20 protein-coding genes are annotated in these 22017 nt (G+C 49.6%); 12 read left to right on the top strand and 8 right to left on the bottom strand.

The window, feature by feature from the left end:
- Positions 1-16: 16 nt before the first annotated feature.
- Positions 17-997, bottom strand: a complete 981-nt coding sequence (locus H6F88_RS24860; RefSeq protein ID WP_190645469.1) for an NAD(P)/FAD-dependent oxidoreductase — start codon at positions 995-997, stop codon at positions 17-19.
- Between the two features lie 413 nt (positions 998-1410).
- Here H6F88_RS24860 and H6F88_RS24855 point away from each other — a divergent pair, with 413 nt between their 5' ends.
- The 3 genes from H6F88_RS24855 to H6F88_RS24845 all read left to right on the top strand — a co-directional run bounded on the left by H6F88_RS24855 (position 1411) and on the right by H6F88_RS24845 (position 3943).
- Entirely contained in the window at positions 1411-1653 is a 243-nt protein-coding gene (locus H6F88_RS24855) for a hypothetical protein (RefSeq protein WP_190645467.1), read from the top strand.
- Between the two features lie 227 nt (positions 1654-1880).
- Positions 1881-2513: a hypothetical protein gene (locus H6F88_RS24850; RefSeq protein ID WP_190645466.1), complete on the top strand. Its 633-nt coding sequence runs from the start codon at positions 1881-1883 to the stop codon at positions 2511-2513.
- Positions 2514-2830: 317 nt separating this feature from the next.
- A complete protein-coding gene (locus H6F88_RS24845) occupies positions 2831-3943 on the top strand; it encodes an aminotransferase class I/II-fold pyridoxal phosphate-dependent enzyme (RefSeq protein ID WP_190645464.1) in 1113 nt (370 codons plus the stop codon).
- 287 nt (positions 3944-4230) lie between these two features.
- On the opposite strand, the gene H6F88_RS24840 is transcribed toward H6F88_RS24845, so the two are convergent.
- Positions 4231-5184: an SGNH/GDSL hydrolase family protein gene (locus H6F88_RS24840; RefSeq protein ID WP_190645462.1), complete on the bottom strand. Its 954-nt coding sequence runs from the start codon at positions 5182-5184 to the stop codon at positions 4231-4233.
- 240 nt (positions 5185-5424) lie between these two features.
- On the opposite strand from H6F88_RS24840, the gene H6F88_RS24835 reads away from it, so the two are divergent.
- Together H6F88_RS24835 and H6F88_RS24830 are read left to right on the top strand one after the other, a co-directional pair.
- Positions 5425-5565 (top strand): hypothetical protein, encoded by a 141-nt coding sequence (locus H6F88_RS24835; protein WP_190645460.1) that lies wholly within the window; start codon positions 5425-5427, stop codon positions 5563-5565.
- Positions 5566-5745: 180 nt separating this feature from the next.
- Positions 5746-7563 (top strand): ABC transporter ATP-binding protein, encoded by a 1818-nt coding sequence (locus H6F88_RS24830; protein ID WP_190645458.1) that lies wholly within the window; start codon positions 5746-5748, stop codon positions 7561-7563.
- Positions 7564-7807: 244 nt separating this feature from the next.
- On the opposite strand, the gene H6F88_RS24825 is transcribed toward H6F88_RS24830, so the two are convergent.
- The 3 genes from H6F88_RS24825 to mrdA form a co-directional block, all read right to left on the bottom strand.
- Positions 7808-8767 (bottom strand): HEAT repeat domain-containing protein, encoded by a 960-nt coding sequence (locus tag H6F88_RS24825; RefSeq protein ID WP_190645457.1) that lies wholly within the window; start codon positions 8765-8767, stop codon positions 7808-7810.
- 32 nt (positions 8768-8799) lie between these two features.
- The gene (gene thrB / locus H6F88_RS24820; protein WP_190645454.1) at positions 8800-9726 is read right to left on the bottom strand and encodes a homoserine kinase; all 927 of its coding nucleotides are present in this window, start codon (positions 9724-9726) and stop codon (positions 8800-8802) included.
- Between the two features lie 93 nt (positions 9727-9819).
- Positions 9820-11637 carry a penicillin-binding protein 2 gene (gene mrdA, locus H6F88_RS24815; protein WP_190645453.1) on the bottom strand — a complete coding sequence of 606 codons (1818 nt, stop codon included), beginning with the start codon at positions 11635-11637 and terminating at the stop codon, positions 9820-9822.
- Positions 11638-12001: 364 nt separating this feature from the next.
- Here mrdA and H6F88_RS24810 point away from each other — a divergent pair, with 364 nt between their 5' ends.
- The 5 genes from H6F88_RS24810 to H6F88_RS24790 all read left to right on the top strand — a co-directional run bounded on the left by H6F88_RS24810 (position 12002) and on the right by H6F88_RS24790 (position 17706).
- Positions 12002-13141: an ABC transporter ATP-binding protein gene (locus H6F88_RS24810; RefSeq protein ID WP_190645451.1), complete on the top strand. Its 1140-nt coding sequence runs from the start codon at positions 12002-12004 to the stop codon at positions 13139-13141.
- Positions 13142-13236: 95 nt separating this feature from the next.
- Complete coding sequence (locus tag H6F88_RS24805; protein WP_190645449.1) at positions 13237-14388, top strand: spermidine/putrescine ABC transporter substrate-binding protein; 1152 nt, start codon at positions 13237-13239, stop codon at positions 14386-14388.
- Between the two features lie 61 nt (positions 14389-14449).
- Positions 14450-15367 carry an ABC transporter permease gene (locus tag H6F88_RS24800; protein ID WP_190645447.1) on the top strand — a complete coding sequence of 306 codons (918 nt, stop codon included), beginning with the start codon at positions 14450-14452 and terminating at the stop codon, positions 15365-15367.
- 128 nt (positions 15368-15495) lie between these two features.
- A complete protein-coding gene (locus H6F88_RS24795; protein ID WP_190645528.1) occupies positions 15496-16233 on the top strand; it encodes an ABC transporter permease in 738 nt (245 codons plus the stop codon).
- Between the two features lie 186 nt (positions 16234-16419).
- Entirely contained in the window at positions 16420-17706 is a 1287-nt protein-coding gene (locus H6F88_RS24790) for a phospholipase D-like domain-containing protein (protein ID WP_190645445.1), read from the top strand.
- Positions 17707-17760: 54 nt separating this feature from the next.
- Here H6F88_RS24790 and H6F88_RS24785 read toward each other — a convergent pair whose 3' ends face one another.
- Positions 17761-19554 (bottom strand): glycosyltransferase family 39 protein, encoded by a 1794-nt coding sequence (locus tag H6F88_RS24785; RefSeq protein WP_190645443.1) that lies wholly within the window; start codon positions 19552-19554, stop codon positions 17761-17763.
- A gap of 82 nt (positions 19555-19636) precedes the next feature.
- Positions 19637-20254 carry a hypothetical protein gene (locus tag H6F88_RS24780; protein WP_190645442.1) on the bottom strand — a complete coding sequence of 206 codons (618 nt, stop codon included), beginning with the start codon at positions 20252-20254 and terminating at the stop codon, positions 19637-19639.
- A 361-nt stretch (positions 20255-20615) separates the two neighbouring features.
- On the opposite strand from H6F88_RS24780, the gene H6F88_RS24775 reads away from it, so the two are divergent.
- Together H6F88_RS24775 and H6F88_RS24770 are read left to right on the top strand one after the other, a co-directional pair.
- On the top strand, positions 20616-20969 hold the full coding sequence (locus H6F88_RS24775; protein ID WP_190645440.1) for a DUF565 domain-containing protein: 354 nt from the start codon (positions 20616-20618) through the stop codon (positions 20967-20969).
- 97 nt (positions 20970-21066) lie between these two features.
- The gene (locus H6F88_RS24770; protein WP_190645439.1) at positions 21067-21567 is read left to right on the top strand and encodes an orange carotenoid protein N-terminal domain-containing protein; all 501 of its coding nucleotides are present in this window, start codon (positions 21067-21069) and stop codon (positions 21565-21567) included.
- A gap of 173 nt (positions 21568-21740) precedes the next feature.
- Here the strand turns inward: H6F88_RS24770 and H6F88_RS24765 are convergent, their stop codons facing one another.
- Complete coding sequence (locus H6F88_RS24765) at positions 21741-21974, bottom strand: hypothetical protein (RefSeq protein ID WP_190645437.1); 234 nt, start codon at positions 21972-21974, stop codon at positions 21741-21743.
- Positions 21975-22017: the final 43 nt, after the last annotated feature.

Below are 22017 nucleotides of genomic sequence, written 5' to 3'. Positions count from 1 at the left end.
TATGGTAGGAAGCAGCTTAAGACAGCTTTGCCTGATGTTTGGCACCAGGAATTCGCCGCAAGTCTCGCCAGATTTGAGTAGCAGCCAATGCTCCATCTGCTGCCGCAACGACCACTTGATTTAAGCCGACTTTGAGATCACCGATCGCAAAGATTCGAGGATGGGAAGTACGCGCCATTTTATCCGTCACTAGATTCTCACCCTGCTTTTCTAGATTAAACTTCTCTAGATAGTCGGCATGGTACTTTGACCCCATTGAAATCAGTCCAGCCTCTAGTGGAATGGTCCTGCCGTCTTCCAGTTCAACTCCATTCATCTGATGGTCTTCACCCAGGAATTGCTTGATTGGAGTTTCGATCAGTTGATAGTCATGCTCCTGTAGTTTCTGTCGCAATTCGCCAACTTCAAACAGTCCTTGCGTAAACACGGTAATGTGTGGCGTAAACCAGCCCAAAGGAAACGCAACTTCTGCATTGCTGGCACTGTTAGCCAATACGCCCACTGTTTTGTCTACCATTTCGTAGCCATCGCAAATGAGGCAGACGTGCAGATTGTATCCAGCATAGTCATACACGTTTCGCATGGTGTCTAAATTAGGTAAGTAATCAATGATGCCGCTGGCGGCAATCAGGTACTTGGTGCGAAAGGTCTGATAGAGGCTGCCCTGCCGGCCAATTTTGACTTTGACGGCAAAGGTTTCGCCTTCATCTTCAATGTCTTCTACAAAACCATCGAGCATATCACCACCCACGGAGAGGTATTGCTCTTTGCCTTGCCGCAGCAGCGATCGCCCTGGTGAGTCTGGTGGCAATCCGAGATAGTTGTGCAGTTCTTGTATCCAAAAGGAGCGGGCTTTGCCTTTGTCGATGATCAAACTAGAAAGCAGGTAGCGTTGCAAATAAACGCCAGCCGATAAGCCACCTGCGCCACCCCCAACCACAATCACGTCATATACATGATCAATACGTTCTGAGAGATTCTGTTTGGTTAATTTCATAACACCTTCCAAGATGCGATCGCCTGTTCCTCATTCTCTCAAAAATTTCCGTAGCCTAACATCTTGACGAAGAGTCACCATCCCAGATATGCTCTCACGTTAAGGTTGTCAATTTTACTGGAGACAACCCGACCACACCCAAAGATCTAGCGCTACCCAAGGCTGTTGGCAGCAGCCCTGAGCAGCTAACCCCCAAACTGGTATCGGCAGTCTGGCGGCTAATGGTGGATTTTAACATTCCCTTAGCCACCCCGACTTGTCATGTCAAAAAAGCGTTGCGAATTCTCCAGGACACAAAAGTGAAAATAAACTCACTTTTAGTTCTTTCACTGGGTTTGTGCAACGTGTGAATTAGTGCGGGGTGGCTAGGTTTTTGGGGTTTCCTCGTAAACCCTAAATCGGAGTCACAACTCATGTCTCAATGCTTTTTGGAATCTTCCAACGTACCCACTGTTGAGAGAGAAGTCTCTGCACTTCAAAATGCTGATCGCGATCGCTTACGAATCCTGGTCATTGGCTCTCGTGATGGTGTGATTGAAACGATTCACGACCTGTATCGACGCGGCTTTGCTGAACCTAGCGCCTGGAGTCCGCTTTTACCTGCACCTAGTTCTGGTGAGGTAATGAGTATTTTGACGCGCGATCGGAGAAGGTAAGAGAAGAGAGGGGGGAGGGGACGATCGCTCCCTCCCCCTTTATCCATCCAACAACCTTCTTACTCCATGCCCACTCCGATTAAGCTTGAGCAGATCTACAACAAAGCTCTGTAGAATAAATTGTTAGCTGTCAACTATTACACTCACAACGATCGTCCGATTATAGAACTACCTGTGCTTTGAAGCTTTTTCTCTCAGCCCTCGCCCAAGTTCCATTAGAGGTTTTGATGAATACGACAAATCTATCGAAAAAATTGGGTAAACCACTTTACGTCCAAGTGGGTTTTGACGGGGTATGGGAGACTGCACTGCATCTGCCTATGTTCACCCCACTGCAGGCTGAGGATAAGGCTGCTTTATATGCCTACCAAGGAACCGATGTAGCATTTGAAGTGTTTTTCGAACACCCCTATGGTGAAGCCTTCGTAGGAATTCGACCTCAAATCAAGGCTTACGAACCTTTACCTGTGGAGCAGCTTGTGATAGCTCTTACCCATCATCCACAACTCGACCTGTTAGTGGTCGCCAAACTCTTTAGTGAATATTTAGGTATTGAACAACCGCTCTTTGTCGGTCTACCTGCACATATTGAAATGGGATTGGTCAATCTATGGAATTCCTTCGGACAAGTTATACTATGGCATGGAAAAGCCGATGCCTATCCCATTGAGCACCTAGCTAGCAATGACGCAAATCGCTACTTACAACTGCAGGAAAAGCCGATTGGAATCGAGTTTGCTTTCGCCCATCCGCACCATTGGTTAGCTGTGCCCGTCTCAAAGCAGACTCAGGATGGGCTACACCAGCTTGATTTAGAACGCTTGTCGCAAATTTTTGTAGCCTTTGCAGAGTATTCCTAAATAAGTTATTCAGGATCTACAGGAGGCATAAGATCCATCAAAGTATCTAGAGGCGATCGTTTAGGATACTAGTGAGAGCCGCTTAGTGGGCATAAGAAGTTGAGTTGGTGGGAGCAATCGGTAACGAGATACAGCTAACATGTCATAGCAGCAGATTGACGAAAGCTACCTGTGACTAGTTCCAGGTTATCTACAACCGCTGCGTTTTGCCGTTATCCCTCTCAACTTTTGATAAAAACAGCGGTTTATAAACTTTCTGTTACTATCCAGAGTGAAACTGATTTAGGTTATTGAGTCGTTGAGTCCCGTGAATCGTTATGAAATTACCTGCATTCAAGCTCGAACGATTCTTTGCTAAATACGAGTTCAAAGCACCCTATCTGCTTTCCTCTTCTGATTGTGAAGCAATGACAATCGAAGAGTTGTTGAGCTTAGAGCCAGGTGCAACACAGAAATTCCATCAGACTTGGCTTGGCTATACAGAAACACAAGGAAGCGTAGAACTACGGCAGGCGATCGCACAAACTTATCAAACAATTGGAATTGAAGAAATTTTGGTTCATGCAGGGGCAGAAGAAGCAATATTCATTTTTATGAATGTTGCTCTTGAACCGGGAGACCACATCATTGTCCACTTTCCTTGCTATCAGTCCCATAGCTCAATTGCTCAGTCTATTGGTTGTGAAGTGAGTGGGTGGATGAGTCATGAAACGGACAACTGGGAGCTAGATTTAGATTGGCTCAGAGAGGCAATTCAACCCAATACAAAGGCGATCGCAATTAATTGTCCTCATAATCCAACAGGCTACGTGATGAGCCGAGCCAAGCTAGAGGAATTGATTGCAATCTGTAGACAGCACAACATTCTTCTATTCTCTGATGAGGTCTACCGATTTTTGGAATATCGAGATGAGGATACTTTGCCAGCTGCTTGTGACCTATATGAAAATGCAATTTCTTTGGGGGTAATGTCAAAAACTTACGGGTTAGCTGGCTTGCGGATTGGGTGGATTGCAACTCACAATCAAGAGATTTATCAAGCGATGGCAGAGTTCAAGGACTTTACCTCAATCTGTAGCAGTGCTCCTAGTGAGTTTTTATCAACATTAGCACTTCGTAACCGAGACAAAATCATTCAGCGCAATCGAGCAATCATTGCAGCGAATATTGAAACATGCGATCGCTTCTTTGCGAGCCATGCCGATTTCTTTAATTGGACAGCACCCAAGGGAGGATCGACCGCCTTTCCAAGTTTGAAGCAGGCAGGGGATGTGGAAGAGTTTTGCGTTGATTTAGTTAATCAGCAAGGAGTTCTACTTTTACCCAGTACCTATTTTGATTATGGGAGGCAAAACTTTCGGATTGGATTAGGACGTAGAAATTTGCCAGAGTGCATTGAGAAATTAGATGATTACTTAGCGACAAACTAACTTGATATAAGTCCGCAGATAAAAGCGATCGCCAAAAATGGTAGAGGAGATTTGCTTGATGATACGCTCTATCAAGATGGCTCTTGCCCAAACCCTCATTCCTATTTTGGTTCTATGTTGACTATTGCAATGCCAAAGGTCTTGTAGGGTGCGTTCCTTAATGCAATTCTTGCTACTCCACCAATAGATTTCTGGGAACGCACCATGCTCATGCTTGAATTAAGCGATCGCAGTCTAACAACATGCCCATGCACGCCGACCACTAAGAGTTAATAAAAAACATTTACTCATTTTCCTGCTTGAATATCTTGCAGAACTTTGAGCAAGTTTTCACTCACGACTTGATTCCCTTGGGGGCTGAGGTGAATGTGATCGCGATAAAGTGCTTTGGGTGACTCTACATTGTTGAAAATGGGCAGAAAGTCCAGATAGAGAATTTGGGTTTCTTCGGTAAAGTCTTTTAACCGCTGACGGGCTTTAATTTCGTAATCGCGCGAGCCAGGAGTGCCAATTTCTCGGAGTAAAGGAGTCATGGCTAAAATCAGCCGTCCGTTAGATTGGCTAACCAGTTCGTTGATTTGCTGAATCGCTTCCAGGTTAAAGCCAACGCGATCGCCCCCTTCTGACATCACCTCATCCATTCCGGGGATGGGCTGCTGTTTAATCAGATAGCGGTTCACCAGTTCTGATAAGGCAAAGGGAGGTTTGTGGTCAGGGTAGTTGCGATCGCGCCCCACGGGGAGAGAAGTCGGAGCCGTACCAAACAAATCGTCTGTGTTGATTAGCAGTATCACAACCTGAGCTTCAAAGCTGCTAAACCGCCGCAGATAGGCTAACTCATTGCGCGGACTCCAGGAGTTTGCCGAAGCATTCAGGACTTCTAGCTGCTCAAATTCAGTCTGATTAAGAGAAGGCTGTAGCTGCTGCTGTAGCATGGCTGAAATCGTCTCATTTTGGTCTGTCCACCAGCCACCATTCGCGACAGAATCTCCTAACAATAGCAGGCGCAGGGTTGTTTGGGGTCGAGATGTTGTAACTTCGGGACTCCGCATCGAATACTGATTAATGGTGATTCGGTTGCCAAATCGACGCACTTTTTGGTTGGGTGCCAGCAAATAGCCAATTTGCTCATCAGCGATATAAATCAGCGGATTGCCAAAGCCAAACAAAATTCGCAAGCCCACTTCGGTGAGTAAAACCAGTCCGACGATCACCGCCACGACGATCAAAGCAACCTTCATCTAACTTCCTCATTCATAGTGCGTAGTTCTAGCTCAGCCCAAAGTTTTGCTTTACCAAACTTCAAGACAGATTTAAGCTTTTAGCCCTCAATTTGACCTCAGAAGCTCTAAGGTCTGGATAAAATCGAGGCAGATTCGGCTCTAGCAATTTTCTCAACCCTGTTCTTCAGTCCAATCTTTTTCAAGCCAGTCCATTCTGTCTTTAACCCTGAAAATTTCCAAGAGGAGGACACTGCATTTATGACAGATTTCAACCGGGGGATCATGAAATTCAAGGGAGCAGATAGCCCAGTGGCGATCGCCCTTTTTTCTACCCTGCTATTAGGTTCGATTGCTTTGCTGATTTTGTGGGCGTTGCAGTCTGCTTACGTGCTTAATTAAACCCACAAACCAATACTCCAAAATTTTTAGGCGGAGGTGCAGTCTAGCGGCACCTCCGCCTAAAAATTTTGGATTAATAAATTATTTGTAATACGTATATGCTACAATCTGTAATCTTGACGAATTTGGGGGCTACTCGACTGCTTCTACCGATTTGGGGTGGCAGTGAGGTTAAATATCATGGCAAAGTTTTCCGACATCCTCCGTTACTACAAACCGTATGCGGCGATCGCTGCCTTCAGCATCGCAGCCAGTAGCCTTTTTGAAATTATTGATCTGGTGGTGCCCTACGCGATTGGGCAAATTCTGAATGTGTTGTCTAATCAGCCTGTTGATGCGTTGCTTCAACGCAGCGTTGACGTGCTAGCAGGTTTGGCTAATCTACCGTCCAATCGAGGATTGGCGATCGCCGTCTTACTGGGTTTAATCTTTCTAACAACCGTTGTGCGTGCGCCAATTCAGCCCTGGATAGGGTCTTGGTTTCACTGGGACGTTGCTCTGCGTTCCCGTCGAGATCACGCCAAGCAGGTGTTACGCAAAATTCTCACCTTGCCGCTAGAGTTTTACGACGAAAACAACCCAGGACGAATTGCCGGACGAGTTGCCAGAGGGCTATCAAACCATACCTGGACTTATCCTGAAATTGCAGGACAGCTGATTCCCAAGCTGGCACGGGTGCTGGGTATTTTCATCATAATCTGGTTCATTGAATGGCGGATTGCGATCGCCTTTCTAATCTCGTTTATCTTCATTCTCACGCTCAGCCTGTACAAGCTAAAGCAACTGATTGCTCAAGAACGGGCGATCGAAAAACACGAGGAAAATACTGAGAGCCGTACCTCGGAAATCATTACCAACATCAAAACGGTCAAAGCTTTTGCCACCGAATCTCACGAGCTAAAGCGCCAAAGCACTCGGTTTAACCGTGAGTTTATGGTGATTGATTACCGGATTCATCGCGGCTACATCAAGCTTGGCATGATGCAGCGCACAATTGTGCAAATCTGTGTATTCCTGGTGCTGGCGTTCACTCTGATTGCGACGCTACGGGGGCAAATTTCCCTGGGTCATTTTGTCACCGTTCTGACGATTTCTAGCATGGCTTACTCTGAGCTAGACCCCATTGGTCAGCTCGCCGAGATTTTTGCTCGTCGCTATGCCTCAATGGTCAGCTTGCATGAGTTTATGCAACTGCCGACGGGGTCTGATGCTGCCAGTCTGGTGAAAGACCCTAATGCTGTGCAGCACTACCAGTTCACCGGAAAGGTTGATTTTTCCCATGTCACCTTTGGCTATGACCCAAATCGTCCGGTGCTGAAAGACATCAACCTGCTGATTGAGCCCTATCAAACGGTGGCGCTAGTCGGACGTTCCGGTTCCGGCAAGTCTACTTTGGTGAAAATGCTGTTCCGCTATTTTGAGCCACAGCAGGGTCAAATTTTGATCGACGGGCAAGACATTCGCAGGCTAGATGTGGCGGGCTATCGCAAACGACTGGCGATCGTTCACCAGGAAGTGGATGTGTTTAACGGCACGCTGCTCGATAACCTCACCTACGGCAACCCCAATGCTTCCTTTGAGGAAGTAGAGTTTGCCTGTCGGGTTGCGCGAGTAGACGAATTTATTCACTTGTTTCCCCAGCGCTATCACACCATTGTGGGCGAACGTGGGGTGCGACTTTCTGGCGGACAACGGCAGCGACTGGGAATTGCCCGTGCCTTGCTGATGAATCCCGATGTGTTGGTCTTTGACGAAGCGACTTCGAGCCTGGACTACGAATCGGAGCGATCGATTCAACTGGCAATGCGAAGCATTCTCGGTACTCGCACCACGATTATCATTGCTCACCGTCTCAGCACTGTGCGCGAGGCGGACAAGATTGTAGTCTTAGACAAGGGTGAAATTGTTGAAGTCGGCAATCATGACGAGCTATTGCAGCACGGCGGCATCTATCACCGTCTCCATGCTTTGCAAGAAACAGGTGAACTGCTGGTCTAAACTCATACGGAATCGTTTCGTAAAGAAGCACTATTGGGTGTACGGGCGAAGCATTCGGCAAAAGAATTGTGCTTCAGTTGCAAAGATTGTAACCGAAGGCTTCGCCCCTAGCGATACCGCTACTCTACAGGTGGATTTGGTATCAGGACAAATTTAGGACTTACCGAAATAGACTGTAAGCCCTCTGTGTGAATCGTTGCGCAGCTCAGCCACACAACGATTTATGCTTCTTACTCCGGAGGCGCTACCGAAATTCTCCTAAAATAATCTTTGCGGCTGCGCCTCGTGTTTCAGCAGCTTGAAGTACCCGTTGCCACAGTACCGTTTCAGATTGGTAAAGACTCAAGGCAGCTACAGCATCTTTTGCATCGGCACTTTTACCTTCTGCAACCAGTGACAGCAGAAATTCTAGCGGTTCGTCTTGCCGCAGCATGGCGATCGCCAACAGTCCTGTTTTCCGCAATTCTTTGTGTGTTGTCTGTAACCACCAGTGCTTAAGCTGCTCAAATGCTGCGTTACTGCGGGATTCGCCTAGTGCCAGAGCAGCCATCTCACAGGCTTGAGGATTGGCATCGTCTAGAAAACTGGCAACTAGCGGCAGAGAATCAGGAGAAAGATTGATCAGCGCTGTGAAACAATCCGAAAGCACCTGAGGTTCGTCGCCCAGCTTGACCCGCAAACGCAGCAGCGGAACTCCCTGTTTGCTGCCGCTGTAGGCGATCGCCCTGGCTGCTGCCGCCCGCGCCAGTGGAATGGGGTCAGCCAATAGGTCAGCCAGTTCGCTCATCACGTCAGGATAGTTCATTCGCACCAAGCCGAGGGCACACACTCCGCGCAGACTGGGTGCGGTGTCTTCTTGTCCACCCCAGACTGGCTCCATCTGCCGATGCCGGATGCCCCGCAAGAACAGGTCTGCTTCACTGCGCCCCATTTTATAAAGCGCTTCGGCAATCCTGAATTTGCCTGTGCAGCCGATGTCTCGCTCAATTGGTTTCTCCATCAGTCGGTCAAAGGCAGTGACCAGATCAGGCGTTAGCTCACTAATGGCAGCTTCCCCAATGAGCTTGGCGGCAGAGGCGATCGCCACTGAGTATTTGCTCTGAAGAATCTGCCGCAGCCCCTCCAGAGATGCTTCCGCAGTCGGGTCTTTCCGAAACTGATTGACCTGCTCAATCAGTTCTTCCAGCTTGCGTGATTTTGCCATTTTCAGAGGTCAGCTTTTTGAATTTTGGAACCTCAAAACCGTTCAACCCAGGCTCCTCGCTCGTCAAGTTTTAATTCCTTGACCTGAACGGTAATTCCTACTGATTTCCAGGTGGTGGCGATCGCCTCCTCTACTGCTTCTGCCTGACTCAAGTTAGTTAAAGCGAGTAGCGTTGGACCTGCTCCGCTGATCACTAACCCATAGGCACCTGCGGCGATCGCTGCCGTTTGAACTTGGTCAAAACCAGCAATCAGGGTTTGGCGATAGGGTTGGTGAATTCGGTCTTGCAGGGCAGTACGCAGCCAGTCTGGTTTTGCGGTTTCCAGTCCGCGCAGCAGCAAGCCCAGATGCGCCACGTTGAAAATCGCATCGGCTCGGCTGTAGCTGGTCGGCAAAACTCGACGGGCTTCACTCGTAGAAAGCTCAAAGTCAGGAATTGCCAGGACGGGAATAATGTCGCTGTGCCAGGGAATATCGCAAATCGTCCAGTTGCCATCTGCGTTTGAGGCAGATAGCCGACAGCCGCCCAGCAACGCCGGAACTACGTTGTCGGGATGCCCTTCCAGGGCGATCGCCAATTCCATCACCTTTTCCTGAGAAAGCGGAGTTCCTGCTAACTCGTTTGCACCCAGCAGCCCACCTACGATCGCAGTCGCAGAACTGCCCAGTCCTCTAGCGAGTGGCACACCCAGATCGATCTCGATTTGCACGGGTGGAACGGGTTGCTCCAAATGGTGATAGAGCTTGGCAAAGGCTTGATAAGCCAGGTTGCTGTTGTCGGTTTTGACTTGTTCAGCGTCTAAGCCAGTGACGGCGATCGCCAACTCACCTTGAGAAGTGGGGCTTAATCGGGAAAAGCGAAACTGGTTATACAGGCTCAACGCTGCCCCGATGCAGTCAAAGCCGGGACCAAGATTTGCGGTTGTAGCCGGAACAGTAACAGTAACAGAGTTGGTCATGGTGAAAACCTGATTTACTGTGACAGGCATCTTGCCTGCTTGCTTCGGACGGGCAAGATGCCCATCTCACAAAGGAGTGAAATTGCACAACGCCTAATCTGAGACAACGGATTCCTGGCTCGCTGCTCCGGTTGGCTGTGTCCCCTTGAAGTAGGCTTCTAAAACCTGACGCACCATTGGCGCAGCCAGGGAACCGCCACCGCCACCAGAATTTTCACCAAAGGCGACTACGACAATTTCAGGATTCGTTTCGGGTCCATACGCGCCAAACCAGGTGTGAGACTCACGGGGCGGATCTTCAGCAGTGCCGCTCTTTCCAGCAAGCGGAGGCAGTCCCGGCGCATTGACAGCTTTTCCGGTGCCACTGGTGACGACTTGCCGCAACCCTCGCTGCAAAATTCGTAGCGTTTCAGGCTGCAAGTTGAGCGACTGCCGCCACTGCCTTTCCGCCTCATTGTCTTTGAGCAAATGTGGTCTAACCAGATACCCGCCATTCGCTGGGACTGAAAACATCACTGCAACTTGCAGAGGTGAAGCCTGCAAATAGCCTTGCCCAATTGACATATTAATCGTGTCGCCCTGATACCAGGGTTCTTCCAGTTCTGACAGTTTCCATTCCTCGTCGGGCACCAAGCCAGCCGCTTCCTCGTCAGTAATTTCAATCCCAGTTTTGCGCCCAAAGCCATAGCGCTGAGTCCACTCGATCAGCGGCACTTCACCCATTCTCATCGCGGTTTGATAGAAGAAGGTATCGCTACTCCAAGCCATCGCCCCCGGAAAGCTGAGCGGGCCAAAGCCAGCCCGATTCCAGTCCCAAAACTCGATGCCGCCAGCTCGAATGAACGGATAGGTTGGCAAAACGGTGTCGGGTGAAAACTCTCCTGACTCGATCGCCGCTGTCGTGGTAACGATCTTGAAGGTGCTGGCAGGTGGATAGCCCTGCAACGCCCGATTTACAAACGGAAAGTCCATGCCCTGAAGCTGCTGCCACTGGGCATCAGTAATGTAAGTCGAGAAGAGGTTGGGGTCAAAGGCAGGACGGCTGACCATTGCCAGCACAGCGCCATTGCGAGGATCGATCGCCACGATCGCCCCTTTCCTTTCTCCCAGAGCAGTTTCAGCCGCCTGCTGCAAGTCTAAGTCCAGCGTCAACTGCACGTCTCGCCCAGCCATTGCAGGTTTTTCGCCCAGCACTCGTAGGACGCGGCCCATGCCGTCTACTTCTACCTGCTGCCCACCCCATTCGCCTCGTAGCCGTTGCTCAAAGGCTGACTCAACGCCCATCTGACCAATCACATCGCCTAGGCGGTAGCCTTCATCTTCATGCTCCGTGAGTTCGTCGTCGGTCATTTCCCCGGTATAGCCAATCACGTGCGCTGCCAGGTCACCATAGGGGTAGTTCCGTACGGCTTCAGCCTGCACCTGAACGCCCTTCAGTTCATGACTAAACTCGGCAAGTGCGGTTACCTGAGCCGGACTGATGCCCCGCGCAATTCGCACCAAAAACGGAGAGGTGTAGCCTGCCTGAGTTAAGCGAGACTGAATCTGGTCAGCCGGAATGTTTAAAACTTCTGAGAGGCGCTGTGAAATTCTGTTCCATTCAGCTTGTTGATTAGCGATCGGCCAGAGAAACACCGCATAGGACAGGCGACTACCCGCCAAAATTCTGCCTTCCCGGTCTAGAATTTTGCCGCGCTCTGGCTGCCTTGGAATCAGACGAATGCGGTTGTTGTCAGCAAGCTGGCGGTTGCGATCGCCCTGCACCAACTGCAAATAAGTTAAACGACTTCCGATGCCCCCTAGCAGCGTCAGAGTGACCAGCAGCATCACCACCAAAGACTGATACTGTTTCCCAACGCTGCGCGCATTGGGCTGCTGAGTCGTAGCAGACGGGTGTTTGGTTAGAGTCATCGGCACGACAAATTAAGCCTCGACGATTTCCATCTGAAAAAAACCTTTCCTAGTCTACCGCTACTCTCTACAAAGCAGTACCGTAGCTGATCCCCAAGGTTGTGTTCAACTTTAGCCCATTCTCAGGTAAGCAATGCCAATTTTCTCTTTTAGTATCTTGTATCCTAGTTGATGCAATAAAGTATTGGTGCAATTAGAGCTAAATTCTACGGGAGGCAGCTTAATGCAGCGGTCGGCTAGGCTGACCAGCCAAAACAAGCTGTATCACAGGTAACTATCAATTTTTAATGGCTGCCTAAAGATAGGCTTAGCTAACATCAATGATTCACCACGTAACTGGGAACTATTGCGGAGAGTTGCAACAATGTCTCAGACTGCTATGCAAAATCGACCCGTCGCCGAGACCAATACGCGGTTCGATGTCGAACTCCGCAAAGTATTCAAGGTATTTAACGGCGAAACCGTCGTTCGAGGAATTGATCTCAATATTCGACAAGGTGAATTTTTTAGCATTTTAGGTCCATCGGGCTGCGGCAAGACGACTACGCTCAGGTTAATTGCCGGATTTGAAGAACCTTCAGCCGGGGAAGTATTAATTCGAGGCAGGTCCATGTCTGGGGTGCCAGCCTATCGTCGCCCCGTTAATACTGTCTTTCAGAGCTATGCCCTATTTGGCCATCTCTCGGTTTGGGAGAACATTGCATTTGGTCTGCGGATTAAGCGTCAGAGTAAGGCAGAAATTCAAAAGCGAGTGCAGGAAGCGCTGCGTTTGGTCAAGATGGAGCAGTTTGCCCGGCGTTATCCAGCACAGCTATCGGGAGGTCAACAGCAGCGAGTTGCTTTAGCCAGGGCACTGGTTAATCAGCCGACGGTTGTGCTATTAGATGAGCCCTTGGGCGCGCTGGACTTAAAACTCCGGAAGGAGATGCAGGTTGAGCTTTCGACACTGCACAAAAACTTGGGCGTGACGTTTGTAATGGTGACTCACGACCAGGAAGAAGCTTTAAGCCTCTCTGACCGAATTGCAGTGATGCACGATGGCAAGCTAGAGCAAATTGGCACCCCAAATCAGATTTACGATTATCCTCAAACGCCCTTTGTGGCTGATTTTATTGGGGATACAAATTTGTTTAAGGGGCAAATAGAAACGACAGACTATGGCATGTGGCAGGTGAGAACAGAGCGAGGGTTGCGAATTTTGGTTAAGCCAACTGAATCCTTAAATGGCTCTACAAATAGCTCTATGCCCAATCAGGTGGTTGTGAGTGTGCGTCCCGAGAAAATTCAACTGAGTCTAGAAAAGCCCAGCAGTCCAATCAACTGTTTTGAAGGGCGGCTGATGCATATGATGTACTTGGGTACTCATGTCCATTACTTGGTGGAGTTGCTGTCGGGCGATCGCCTCACCGTTCTACAGCCCAATCGAGCTAAACTTGCTGCTGAACCAGATTCCCCTCTCTATATTTATTGGGCAGAAACTGATTGTCTAGCGCTAACAGCGTAGGATAGTTGAAATCTCGTCTCGCATTGGCGTACAAAATTGTCATCGTGTTTGATATTCCCCTGTTGTATTAGGTCAAGGAGAGCGTTTTACTTCTAATGAACACCCGAAAGCCCCGATTTTACCCAGGGCGATCGCCCCGGATCGCCAGCACCAGACGCGGTTTTCTACAACTGTCAGCCGCCGCCCTCTCGGGTGCCGTTTTGTCAAACTGTGCCCGTAACCTGGCAGACGTTAGCTCTGAAGAGCCAGCAGCTAGCAGTGCTGCTTCTGATGGCGGCACTCTGCATGTCTACAGTTGGGCAAACTATACGGATCAGGAGTTGCTAGACAGCTTTAAGGCAAAAACGGGCGTTGAAGTCGTTGTAGATACCTACGACTCCAATGAAACCATGCTGGCGAAGATGCAGGCCGGTGGCGGTAGCGCCTACAGCATCATCTTCCCATCTGACTATATGGTGAGTGAGATGATCGGGTTGGATATGCTGACTCCCCTCGATAAATCTCGTCTGGTCGGACTAGACAACCTGCGACCGCAGTGGCAAGACCCCGTTTATGACCCGGGCAGTGCCCACAGTATTGCCGCAACTTGGGGCACGACAGGTTTTATCTACAATCCCGCTAACCTAGGTGCGACCCTGACAGGCTGGGATTACTTCTGGGAAAACGGGGGGTCGTTAGAGCGGAAAATCACCTTGTTGAACGACGTGCGGGAAGTCATGGGCGGAGTGTTGCATTCGCTCGGCTATTCCTACAACTCCGAAGATCCGGCTGAGCTTGAGGAAGCCTATGACCGATTAGTAGAGCTAAAACCAGCGATCGCCAGCTTCATCACCAACGGTTGGGAAGACCAGGTTGCCAGCGGTGACCTACTTGTGTCAATGGCTTACTCCGTTGATGCAATTGCCTTAATCGAGGAGAATCCCGACCTGGAGTACGTTATTCCAGAAACGGGTTCCTCTCTCTGGACGGACACGATGGTTATTCCTAAGTCGGCACCCAACCTGGATGCAGCCTATGAATGGCTAAACTTCCTACTGGTGCCAGAAAACGCTGCCAGTTTAGTAGAGCGACTTAAATTTGCAACGCCCAATAAAACTGCCTACGAGCAACTGTCTGCGGAAACTAAAGCTGATACGAAGTTGTTCCCACCTCAAGATTTGCTCGATCGATGCGAGGGAATTGCACCCGTCTCGGAAGAAGCAACAGAGCTGTATGACCAGTACTGGACACAGCTAACCAGTAGCTAATTGACTTGGGTAGGGGCGCAAACTTTGCGCCCCTGTATTTTTTTCTCCTCGTTATGCGTCTATGTCAACTTCAACCCCAACGCCTTCTGTAGTTCCTAAAGCCAAGGTGAGTCCGAGGTGGCAGCAAAAACTCAGTCACCTGGTTGGACCACTGGTGTTGCTGGGGCCACCAGGAGTTTGGCTGTTGCTGCTGCTGGTCATCCCAACGCTGCTAATTTTTCAACTCAGCTTGATTCCTGGGATTCGTCCCGGACAGCCAATGGATGGCTTTGGCTTAGGAAATTACCTGAACATTTTGCAGCCCATTTATCTTCAGGTAATCTGGCGATCGGTCTTTTTTGCCCTCGGCAGTACGGTCTTGACGCTGCTGTTGGGGTTTCCGGTTGCTTACTGGATTGCGCTGATGGCTCCCAAACGCTGGCAAAACCTGCTGCTGGTTGGTTTTGTGTTGCCCTTGTGGACTTCCTCTCTGCTCAGAGCCTATGCCTGGATCACGATTTTGCGACCCACAGGTGTACTGAACTCATTTCTCAGCACCTTTGGGCTACCCACGCTGGATCTACTCAACCGCAGTTCAGCCGTGTTTATTGGCATGAGCTACAGCTTTTTGCCCTACATGGTGCTGGTTCTCTATGCTTCTTTAGAAAAGCTCGACAAACGCTTGCTAGAAGCAGCAGCAGACCTGGGTGCTAGCGCCCCACAAACCTTTTGGAAAGTGACGGTACCACAGACGCTACCTGGCATTGCAGCAGGCTGTTTGCTGGTGTTTATTGCTGGTCTGGGAGATTTTGTAGTGCCAGAACTGTTGGGCGGCGCGTCTAGCATGACCGTTTCGCGGTTAATTTATAACCAGTTTCTTGGTGCAACTCGCAACTGGGGCTTAGGTTCTGGTCTCAGTATGGTGCTGATCTTGGCAGTGAGCATTGCGATCGCTCTGTTAATCAAGTATGGCGATCGCGACCCCGAAAGCTTCTCATAACTCATCCCCAATCCCTAACCTTTAATCCCCTCCTCTGCGGCGTGAACTCCCCTAAACCCACTTCCAAACCCACCTTTCCAATCCGGGCATCCTGGCAGGCAGTCATTTCGCTGGCGGTGTTTGTGTTCATGTACCTGCCGATTCTGATTTTGGCGTTCTATAGCTTTAACGCTTCACGCTTTAGCGCCACCTGGGAAGGGTTTAGTTTGAAGTGGTACGAGATCCTATTCAACGACTCGCGAATTTTTGCCGCACTGCAAGACAGTCTAGCGATCGCCATTTGTGCCGTCGGCGTGTCGGCTGTGTTGGGAACGTTGATGGCAGTAGGCTTAGCGCGATACCAGTTTTGGGGGAAAGGGCTTTATCGGGGGGCTTCCTATTTGCCGCTGATTATTCCTGATATTGCGATCGCCGTTGCAACCCTGGTTTTTCTCGCCTCATTTGCGATCCCCCTCAGCCTGTGGACGATTGTGGCATCCCACATTGTTTTTTGTCTGGCTTACGTAGCAGTAGTGGTTTCCACTCGCCTGTCTGGCTTAAACCCGCATTTAGAAGAAGCGGCTCTGGATTTAGGCGCAACTCCCACTCAGGCATTCCTCAAAGTTTTACTGCCTGAATTGATGCCTGCGATCGTATCTGGCTGTCTGCTAGCTTTTGTGTTGAGCATGGATGACTTGTTGATCTCTAGCTTCACAGCAGGCGGCGGTGCGAACACGTTACCCATGGAAATCTTCAGCCGCGTTCGCACAGGTGTTAAACCTGACATCAACGCGCTTAGCGTCGTGCTAATTCTGGCATCTGGCGTACTGGCATTTGTGGCAGAATATATTCGCTATCGCGGTGATCAAAGGCGATCGACTAATTAGATTTGGTATATCGGTTGGAAGCGGAAACAAACAACATTGACATTCATACCCATGCAGGCTGACTTGTGGGTGCAATGGACTGCTCCTATAGGAATATCTGGCTTTTGATAGTAGCGAGAAATCGATTCATCCCTCTAAACTCCTGAATGTCATTCGAGGGCTTAGAGCCAGAACCTGGAAAAAATTATGGAACCAGAAGGAATTTTAGGCTGGATCATTACTGTTCTCCTGGTTCTGCTTGCTGCTACGCTACTAATCCTTTACTTCCGAGGCAGCTTTCGTCGCAAGATCAGTTACCCGCTGCGGAATGTTCCGAGGGTGGATGAGCCTAGTTTTTTCCTGGCGATCGCCGGATTTGCCTCTAGTCTGCCCACCCATGCCTGTCCCATCGGATTTTTTGTTGAAGCTGATGAGATCTATGCAGCACGGCTCCAGGCAATTCAAAGCGCTCAAAAGACAATTCATTTTGAAACTTTTTACATGACACCAGGGCGACGGGCAGATGATTTTGCGATCGCCCTGAGTGAACGTGCCCAGGCTGGAGTTGCAGTGCAGCTTGTAGTTGACTGTCATGGGGCAAGCTCTATGCCCAAAAAATACTGGAAGTCGCTCAAAGCCGCAGGTGTAGAAGTACACTTCTTCAGCCCGTTTAGCTGGAAAGCGCCCCTTGACTACAACACCCGCACCCACCGCAAACTATTGCTGATCGACGGCAAAGTTGCTCTGATTGGTGGCGCAGGTGTTTCAGACGAGTGGGACGGTAAAAGCGATACAGGTGGCACTGCACCCTGGCGAGATTTTGAAGTGCGCTACGAGGGATCAATCTTGAGCACCCTGGAAGGGGTGTTTATGGAAAACTGGACAACCGTTGGCGGCATTGGTGACTTGAGTTCAGAAGTGTTTCAACCTTGCCCACCCAAAGGACACACTGCCTTCGTGACAATGGGCACTTTCTCTCCTGAAAACTCTGCGCTGCACATCCTGTTTCAGACAAGCATTCAGGCAGCACGACAGCGACTCTGGATTAGCAGCCCCTATCTTGTACCCGATAAACATACCCAAAACGTGCTGGTAAAGGCTAGCAAAGCGGGCGTAGATGTACGAATTCTCACAATGGGGGTTCGCAACGATAAGCCTTATGTTTACTACACGGCGCGGGAACTGTACGGGGATTTGCTCAAAGCTGGCGTAAAAATTTATGAGTATGTACCTAACATGCTCCATGCCAAAGTTGTGCTGGTCGATGATACCTGGGTCAGTCATGGCAGCACTAATATGGATGAGCGCAGCTTCTTCTTAAATGATGAGATGAATGTGTCAGTGAGCGATCGCCACCTGGCTCAACAGACCGAGAATTTTCTGCTAGACTCTTTCGCCAAAAGTGCTCTAATTTCTCTAGAAGATTGGCAAAAACGCTCGTTCTTGGAAAAATTTCGAGGCAAATTTGGACTGATATTCCGACAGTTGCTCTAGCCTATTCACTCATGACGGATGGCAAATGCCAACCATTCAATTCAGCGACAATTGCTAATTCTCCTTGAGCGGTAGCTGAATCCGAATTAGCTGGTAGGCTCCTGCTTGTTCAACTAACTGATATTGTTCAGGCTCCAGGTCTGCTTCTCTCAGTTTGTGGGGAAAGGCTACCATCAGCACCGAAGGGGTATTTTGCTCAAAGAGCTGCTCGAGCTGATCTTCCAAGTCATCGGGATCAGAGATGAACAGAATAGGGCGTTCTGTGTAAAATACCAAGCTAGGTTTCTGAAACCCAAGCATCGTCAGTATTTCTTGCGGTTGTTGAGCTTGCAGCATGGTCGCTGAAAGCTGTCGCAAAGGGAGTTGTCTCAGACCATCCACAACTGAGAAAGCGGGCATGACAGCAAACACGATGAAAGCAAAGAACCCCATGAAATTGACTAGCCAAAGCCAGCGTCCCCGGCGGCGCAGCAGCAAAACCAACATGACGATCGCCGCGATCGCCCAACTCGCTGCTCCCCAGGGCAAAAGTCCGGATTGGCGGATTACTTCCGGCAGGTTTCGCATCGTGGGATCATCGCCCAGCCAGTTTGGGCTGTAAAGCACTGCCCCGGCCAGCGCTGCTAGAAAAATAGTATTGACAATGCCCGTAATCAAAACGCTACGACTGATTTGCGGACGAGTGATTTGTTCGCTCCACAGCAGCGCCACCAGAATGGCTGCGGCAGGCATCAGCGGCAGGACGTAGCTGGGAAGCTTTGTGACCGCAATGGTGAAAAAACTGAAGATTATCAACAGCCAGCTTGAGACGAACAGACCCAGGTGTGTAGCGCGGGGTTGCTGTTGCCAGTGGGTGCGCTGCCAGATGCGAAGACGGGCGATCGCCACGGGCAGATATAGCGACCAGGGCGCAAACCCAACTAAAACAGCAAAGAAGTAAAAATACCAGGGCGCATCGTGACGGTTGACGACCTCGGTAAACCGCTCAAAGTTGTGGTAGCCAAAGAAGCTGTCGATATATTCCTGCCCGTTTGCCTGAATGACCAGGATATACCAGGGGACGGCGATCGCCAAAAAGATCAGCCCACCGCGCAGCAGTCGCATCTCACGCAGCACTGTCCAGCCGTTGCCGACATACAGCAAAAATGCGCCGATAATCAGCACGGGCAGCACGATCCCCACGGGACCTTTGGTTAACACAGCCAATGCAGACAGCACATAAAAAGCTAGATACCAGCGGGCCTGCACCTGGGGTCGCGCAGGCTGAGCATAGCCACAAAAGAAAGCAAGTAATGCGATTCCCATACAGCCGCTTAGCAGCATGTCTGAAACACCTGTTCTAGCCCAGACAATCGTGTGCGTATTAAGCGCCATCATGGCTGCACCGATCCAGGCAGCTAGCCAGCGTTGACGACTGGTTTTGTGAGGTAAGTTTGGGACTGCTGCCGTTTCAGCCGCAGCAGGGGAAGGAAAGCCAAACTGTTTAAGGGTGTAGAATCCCATTGTGGTGAGGGCGATCGCCGCCAGTGCTGAGGGCAGCCGCACAGCCCACTCGTTAACCCCAATGGTTTGGTAGGCGATCGCCATCAGCCAATAGATCAGGGGTGGCTTATCAAATCGAGTTGCCCCGTTAAAGTAAGGCGTAATCCAATCCCCCGTTTCAGTCATTTGGCGGGCGGCTTCGGCAAATAGTGGCTCGGTTTCGTCAACTAAGCCGATGCTGCCTAGATGCCAGATAAAAGCCACAAAGCTGATTAGGAAAATCCAAATGATTGAAAGTGTCCAGGCTGGAACGGGCTGTTCCCAGTGTTGGAAAAGTTTGCTGGGGCGATCGATCCCAAATTTCATGTAGAGCTATCAGATACTTAAGAGGGTTTAAGGTCTGACAGATAGTCTGCCAGACCTTACTTTAACTGGAAAACTGACTTTTCTATTGGACGATCAACTGCCATTCTCCGGTTCCGCTGCTCCAGGTCGGTCCTGTCGTTTTGCCGACCACGTATGGACCCCAATATTGCCGCGAACCATCCTGAGCAAAAACGACCAAAACATCTCCGTTTTGCAGTTGAAGCTCACCCTCTGGTAGAGAAAGCAGCAGACCAGTAGCGCTGCCCTCTCCCGGTGCAAAGTCCCAATGAACAGGTTCCTTATAAGCGTCTGCGCTGTTTTCAGTGACTGAGGCATCTGAGGCAGAGGTAGCATTACCTGGAACTTGCGACAAAAGCGCAACTCGTACAGGATGCTCAGTTTGATTGCTGACTCGGAGATTGCCAGATTGGGCGATCGCCGGATTTGCATCTGGAGGCGCAGGTGGAGCCGCTGGAGCCGCTGGAGCCGCTGGACTAACCACGACTGGGGGCGAAGTGACGCTAGGAGAAGGCACCGTTTCTCTAGGAATTTCTTCAGCAATAGGAGGCGCAGAATCCAGCCCAATTTCTTCGGGTGGGATGGGTTCCATTAAAATGCTGATATCGAATCGCCCAATCAATAAGACAATGATGCCTACGCCTAAAACTCCGATAACTGCGGGGTAAAGTTTTAGCTTCATATCTTTGGTCACTTCACCCTGCCCCCTGCAAACTCGCGAAATTGAATTAATGGAAAAAACGACGGCTTTTCAATAAACCGCTAATAGCCTACCGCTGACAGCCTATGGTATGTATCACATCCTATGGCATGAGCTGGAGATGCTCTTTGGGTTGGCATCCTATACTCAAGTGGACCTGCAATTCTTGCTTCCTTTAGTCTAGTCCAGGACTTACATTACTTCCTCCCGATACTGATGCGATCCGCAATTTTAGAATTATGCAGCGGCGACTTCATCCTATCCCTGTTCTGATGGTTTAATTCTGATAGTTTGATGCGTTAACCCGATTGCTGTTGCCTAGTTTCTGGAGAACCCCGCGGTCATGCAAAACACTCGTCTCAACAGTTTGGTTGATACCTTGCTCGGACGGCTTGATCGGTGGTTACAAAACCCTTGGCGACGGTTTTCGCTGCTAATCATTAGTCTCTTGTTTGGCAACCTGCTGGCAACAGTGGTCGCAACAACCGCCGGACAAAACGCAGAGCTAGATTCCATCGTTGCTTTGCTACTGGTTGCCTCCACAGAATTAACTAATTGGGTTGTAACCAGGGGCGATCGCCTTCGCAGGTCAGCCGAAGGCCCTTTTAAGCGCCCCTTGTTCACAGAAATGTTGAACGGCGTCAAGATTGGTTTGATCTACGGAATGTTTGTGGAAGCTTTCAAAATCGGCAGTTAAGCTATGTCTTGAGAGGGGTTATGAGCCTCTGCCTTTAGCAGGTTTAAGCGATCGCAGCGGTCTTGATAGCGTCAGAGAGACGATTTATGAGACTCTCATGACATATACGACTTCAAACCCCTCCAGCGAACTGGTCCAAAACTTTCGTAGTCTGGACGTAGACCAGCAGCTAGCCCTATTTTGGTTTGTCTACAAAGAAATGGGCAAATCAGTTACGCCTGCGGCACCCGGAGCTAGCACCGTTTCTACAGAAGTTGCAGAGGGGCTATTTAATCAGGTTAAAGATATGTCTCATGAACAGCAGTTGCAGATTCAGCGAGACTTGATTTCTGGAAATAATAATCTGATTAGCCGGGAGTACGGCGCACTAGGCGATACCACCAAACTGCTGTTTTGGTATCTGCTGGCTCAGGGTATGGACAGTGCCACAATCATCCCTATGCCACCCAACTATCAGCTTGCCTCTGAAGCAGAAGGTTTGCTCAATCAAATCAAAGGGCTAGAGTTTCAACAGCAAATTACCCTCTTCCGGGATATCGTTTCCCCCATGGGAGTTGATCCCACTACGGCAGAGCATGACGAAGCTACTGGACTCTAGTGCCAACTCTGAAAATTAGCAGACGTTGCTCGCTATTTCATTGAACTACATACAAACAAAACAACGGGATGTGTAGAGCGCATCCCGTTGTTTTGCATAAAAAGATTGACAAGAGTCTGCCCGATTTCGCCCTAAAGTGCTTTACGACAAATTAGAACACCTGATGGCAGTGCTTAATCCGCAGGAGGTGGGCTGCTCAATCCATAAGCTGTCGGTTGAAACTTAGCTTCCATGAGGTCGCTATCCCCGTCGCTATTCTCCACATCATCAATTACATTAGTTTCTTTGCCCTGCTCTTTGGCAAGCGTTTCATGAACTTCATCCCTACTCGCTTGAGACTGAAGATGAACCGGATCAGGGGTAGGAAAGGGAGGATTTGGATTGTTTGAAGGCTTCTGGGTTGACATAATTTTGAATTCTTAAATGAGCTACAAACTTTACTTTGGTGGT

Source organism: Oculatella sp. FACHB-28 (genome assembly GCF_014696015.1).
Taxonomy (GTDB): Bacteria; Cyanobacteriota; Cyanobacteriia; order Elainellales; family Elainellaceae; genus JAAUTN01.
Note: the sequence above shows the minus strand (reverse complement) of the source record. Positions and strands in the feature narration are given on the sequence as shown.

What these genes read in the sequence shown, in the direction of transcription:
- H6F88_RS24860 (WP_190645469.1), bottom strand. Translation starts at nt 997, where the DNA reads ATGAAATTAACCAAACAGAATCTCTCAGAACGTATTGATCATGTATAT.
- H6F88_RS24855 (WP_190645467.1), top strand. Translation starts at nt 1,411, where the DNA reads ATGTCTCAATGCTTTTTGGAATCTTCCAACGTACCCACTGTTGAGAGA.
- H6F88_RS24850 (WP_190645466.1), top strand. Translation starts at nt 1,881, where the DNA reads ATGAATACGACAAATCTATCGAAAAAATTGGGTAAACCACTTTACGTC.
- H6F88_RS24845 (WP_190645464.1), top strand. Translation starts at nt 2,831, where the DNA reads ATGAAATTACCTGCATTCAAGCTCGAACGATTCTTTGCTAAATACGAG.
- H6F88_RS24840 (WP_190645462.1), bottom strand. Translation starts at nt 5,184, where the DNA reads ATGAAGGTTGCTTTGATCGTCGTGGCGGTGATCGTCGGACTGGTTTTA.
- H6F88_RS24835 (WP_190645460.1), top strand. Translation starts at nt 5,425, where the DNA reads ATGACAGATTTCAACCGGGGGATCATGAAATTCAAGGGAGCAGATAGC.
- H6F88_RS24830 (WP_190645458.1), top strand. Translation starts at nt 5,746, where the DNA reads ATGGCAAAGTTTTCCGACATCCTCCGTTACTACAAACCGTATGCGGCG.
- H6F88_RS24825 (WP_190645457.1), bottom strand. Translation starts at nt 8,767, where the DNA reads ATGGCAAAATCACGCAAGCTGGAAGAACTGATTGAGCAGGTCAATCAG.
- thrB (WP_190645454.1), bottom strand. Translation starts at nt 9,726, where the DNA reads ATGACCAACTCTGTTACTGTTACTGTTCCGGCTACAACCGCAAATCTT.
- mrdA (WP_190645453.1), bottom strand. Translation starts at nt 11,637, where the DNA reads ATGACTCTAACCAAACACCCGTCTGCTACGACTCAGCAGCCCAATGCG.
- H6F88_RS24810 (WP_190645451.1), top strand. Translation starts at nt 12,002, where the DNA reads ATGTCTCAGACTGCTATGCAAAATCGACCCGTCGCCGAGACCAATACG.
- H6F88_RS24805 (WP_190645449.1), top strand. Translation starts at nt 13,237, where the DNA reads ATGAACACCCGAAAGCCCCGATTTTACCCAGGGCGATCGCCCCGGATC.
- H6F88_RS24800 (WP_190645447.1), top strand. Translation starts at nt 14,450, where the DNA reads ATGTCAACTTCAACCCCAACGCCTTCTGTAGTTCCTAAAGCCAAGGTG.
- H6F88_RS24795 (WP_190645528.1), top strand. Translation starts at nt 15,496, where the DNA reads ATGTACCTGCCGATTCTGATTTTGGCGTTCTATAGCTTTAACGCTTCA.
- H6F88_RS24790 (WP_190645445.1), top strand. Translation starts at nt 16,420, where the DNA reads ATGGAACCAGAAGGAATTTTAGGCTGGATCATTACTGTTCTCCTGGTT.
- H6F88_RS24785 (WP_190645443.1), bottom strand. Translation starts at nt 19,554, where the DNA reads ATGAAATTTGGGATCGATCGCCCCAGCAAACTTTTCCAACACTGGGAA.
- H6F88_RS24780 (WP_190645442.1), bottom strand. Translation starts at nt 20,254, where the DNA reads ATGAAGCTAAAACTTTACCCCGCAGTTATCGGAGTTTTAGGCGTAGGC.
- H6F88_RS24775 (WP_190645440.1), top strand. Translation starts at nt 20,616, where the DNA reads ATGCAAAACACTCGTCTCAACAGTTTGGTTGATACCTTGCTCGGACGG.
- H6F88_RS24770 (WP_190645439.1), top strand. Translation starts at nt 21,067, where the DNA reads ATGACATATACGACTTCAAACCCCTCCAGCGAACTGGTCCAAAACTTT.
- H6F88_RS24765 (WP_190645437.1), bottom strand. Translation starts at nt 21,974, where the DNA reads ATGTCAACCCAGAAGCCTTCAAACAATCCAAATCCTCCCTTTCCTACC.